This is a genomic window from Mycobacterium sp. (genome assembly GCF_040509115.1).
Lineage (GTDB): Bacteria > Actinomycetota > Actinomycetes > Mycobacteriales > Mycobacteriaceae > Mycobacterium.
On sequence record NZ_JBEVLO010000558.1, the window covers coordinates 1 to 3,605 of the forward strand.

The following is a 3,605-nucleotide window of genomic DNA, read 5'->3' on the forward strand; positions in this document are numbered from 1 at the left end:
AGCACCTTCATGAAGTCGCTCCAATCATTGTCGGGCCGAGTCGGGGGAGAGGGTGGCCCGATTGCCGTAGTCGAACGACTGGACCCATATGCGCGATCCGATCGGATCGGCATCGGTGAGGAGTTCCAACAGGGTGGTGTCGCCGTCGGTCGTGGCGGCCACGATCCGGCTACCGTTGGATTCGAGGCGGCCCACGATGATGCCGGTGAGGCCCGCTCGGTCGTAACGGACGGTGTAGGTCTCGACGGTCGCCCAGCCGTCGGCTACGACCGTCACGTCCGTCGTGGGCCGTCGCCTGATCTGGTCCTGAAGTTTCGCGCTGTCGTCGGCCACCCAGTCCGCGGGCTCGGTCGAGTACACCCCGACCGAGTACTTCGACAGGGTGCCGCCGTTCGCACCGACGAGGCCGAATCGCCCGGGTTGGCTTCGCATCTGCGCAACGGTCTCAGCGACGGCGTGCATCGAGTAGTTGTTTCCCGCGCCTCCGAAATAAGGCAGTCCCCCGGTCACGGTCAGACCGCGCGGATCGTCGGGGGCCAGCCCGATGCCGTCGCAGACGTTGAAAACCGCGATGGGGAAGCAGCTGTAGAAGTCGAATGTGGCCACGTCGTCGAGGCCGATGCCCGCCACGCGCAGCGCTTCGGTCACCGCCGTCGCCGCCGACGGCGCACGGCTCAGGTCGGGCCGATCGATCAGGTTCTGCTCGCGGAGGTCGGCGTGCCCGCGAAGGAAGACCCACTTCGCCTCGGGGACACCGAGCCGACGGGCGGCACCGACCGACATCACCAGGACCGCGGCGCCCTGGTTGACCTGATCGCGGGAGACCAACAGGCGCGGGTACGGATGGGCGATCATTCGATTGCTTTCGCTCACGGACACCAGCTCATCGGCGCTTCGTTCGACTGGGGCAGCTGCCCAACGGTTCTCGGATGCGACCTTGGTGAAGGGGGCGAACAGTTCGCCCATCTCCTTGGCGTACTGCGACGGACTCGACCCGAGCCGAGCGCGCCGGGCGTTCTCGAACAGCGCGTACTGCGTCGGCGCGTCCACCAGGCCGTGCCCGGCGGTGTAGCGATCGACGAGACCGTCGAGACCGTATCCGCGATCCTCGAGCTGGCCGTCCACCGTCTCCGAGAAGTCCGGCTTGTCCTCGGCCTCGGCGAGGTGACGCACGGTGGAGATCGCTTCGGACCCGAACACCATCGCGACCTCGGACTCACCCGCGGCGATCGTGGCGGACAGTTCGTTGATGAGATGCTGCGGGCTCTGCCCGCCTGCGACCTCGAGAATCGCGTGCGCCGGCGCGGCGCCGATGCGGTTGGCCACCGACCGGGGATAGTTCGTCGACTTGCCCAGGGGGGCAACGAACATCGGGCCGGAAATCTCGAACTGCCTGACTCCGGCCACGGTATCGATCGCGTCGGCGATCGCAGCGGCGTCGACACCGGTGTCCGCTACGGCGGCCTGCGCGGCGGCGGTGGCCAGTTCGACAGCCGACAGCCCGCGATAGTCGGCGTCGTCGATCCGTTCGGCGAACTGACCGACACCGACGACGATCGGAGTCCGTGGATCCACCGCAGTCGTCACGCGTTCGACTCCTCGCGAAGTTCCAGCACGCCGTCGGATGCGAGCTCGTCGATCTCGGCGTCGTCGAGCCCCAGGACGTCTGCACACACGAGTCGGGTGTGCTCGGCCATAAGCGGCGCTGGCGTCAGGAGTGGCGGGGGAGTGCGTTCGTACAGTGCAGGCCCCGATTCGACTCGGATCGGCGGTGCGTACCCGGGCTGGCACAGTTCGCCGAACTGTGCGCGTTCCGCCAGTTGCGGGTCGGACAGCAGTCCGCGAACGTGCTCAGCGGGACCCGCTGCCACGCCCGCCGCCTGCAATCGGCTCGCCGCGTCTCGGGGATCCAGAGACGCGGTCCATTCGCCCAACGCGTGATCGAGTTCGTCGCGATGTGCAACGCGTCCTGAGGCAGTCCCGAGTTCGGCCCGCTCCGCGAGATCACCGCGCCCGATGGCGTTCGCCAGGTTCCGCCAGTCGTCGTCACCGTCCACGGACACGACGCAGTAGGCGTCTTCACCCGTGCACGCGTACACCCCCTGCGGGGCGTCGAACTCGCCGACGTTCCCGCGGGCGATCATCGTTCCCGGCTGAAGCGACTCCCGAAGGTACTCGGTGGCCAGTTGGCAGAACACGGTCTCCATCTGCGCCACACTGACCTTGGTGCCGACACCGGTCCGCCGACGTGCGGTCAGTGCGGCCAACACGGCCACCACGGCGACGCGTGCGGCGGCGTGGTCGGGGTAGACGGTCATGTCGTCGCCGAAGGCGTCCGGCGAATCCGGATGGCGCCAGAGTTCGGTGAGGCCGACGGAAGCGCGCACCAGCGGGCCGTACCCCATCCGCTTGCTCCACGGCCCGGTGTTGCCGAGTGCGCTGCTGTCGACCACAATGACGCCGGGGTTGACGGCTTGAAGTGCTTCGAAGCCGAAGCCCAGCGACTCCATGGTGCCGGGCTTGAAGTTGGTCAGGACGACGTCGGACTTCGCGACCAGATCGAGGAACACATGCGCGCCGCGTGGCGAGCGGAGGTTCAGTCCCATGCTCAGCTTGCCCCTGTTGCCGACCGCGAAGGGGTGGCTGACCTTGTCCGGTCCGTCGGCCTGGCGGGCTCCGTCCAGGAACGCTCTGTTCTCGATCTTGATAACCTCGGCTCCCTGGTCGGCCAGCAGTCGCCCCGACTCGGCGCCGACGACGATGACACCGAGATCCAAGACGCGGACGCCGGATAGCGGTCGGTCCGCCGGACCCGCCGCAAACGCGGTGTCAGTCGGCTCATCGCGAACCCCGTAGACGTGCAGCACGTCGGCGTTGTGCTCTCCGAGAGTGGGTGCGCGGAAACGGAATCCGGCCCGCTGTGAATCGAGTTCGAGGTATCCGTTGGCGATGCGGCCCACCAGTCCCGGTGCGACTTCAGCCTCCACGAAGGACCCGCGAACCCTGACGTGGTCGCTGGTGGCGGCTTCAGATGGGGTGTTCAGGCTGGCGATCGGGATCCCGAGTTCATCACCGCGAGTGAGCAACTCCTCGCGTGACTTATCCGCGAACAGAGCAGCGATGGCCCCCTTCAGCCTGTCCCACGACATGAAGCGGGTGATGAGCTGCTCGAAGGAGGGATCGGCGAACTCCTCGGGCGCGCCGAGCCATTCGAACATGCCGCGCCAGTGCTTGGCCGCCAGCATGCACAACCGCACGTGTCCGTCGGCGCAGGCGAAGATCGGGTACAGCATTCGAGCGTCGGGTCGGCCGGGCGGGAGTTCCGACAGTGGTCGACCCATCGTCGCGGTGCCCGCCATCCCGAATCCTGGGTCCAGCGCCTGGACGGCCATGTCGTGGAAGGCGCAGTCGACGTGATCGCCGACTCCCGTATCGACGGCGCGGTAATGGGCGACCAGCGCCGCGAACGCGGCCTGGACTGCGCCGCTCTCAGTGGCGAATTCACCCGGTGGCAGTAGGGGTTCGCGGTTCGGCGCACCGGAACGCGTCAGCGTCGAAGCCATCGCGAGGTGGACCGCTTCGCCGCCGCGCCAATCGCGATACGG

At 67.6% G+C, this 3,605-nt stretch carries 2 protein-coding genes; both read right to left on the reverse strand.

Features of this window, described 5'->3' with window-relative positions; translation table 11 throughout:
- Nucleotides 1-24: 24 nt before the first annotated feature.
- Nucleotides 25-1,587, reverse strand: coding sequence for an acetyl-CoA acetyltransferase (locus ABW137_RS37090; RefSeq protein ID WP_526408189.1), 1,563 nt, complete (start codon nt 1,585-1,587; stop codon nt 25-27).
- On the reverse strand, nt 1,584-3,605 hold a 2,022-nt coding region (locus ABW137_RS37095; protein ID WP_526408191.1), incomplete at its 5' end, for a CaiB/BaiF CoA-transferase family protein. The genes ABW137_RS37095 and ABW137_RS37090, both read right to left, overlap by 4 nt.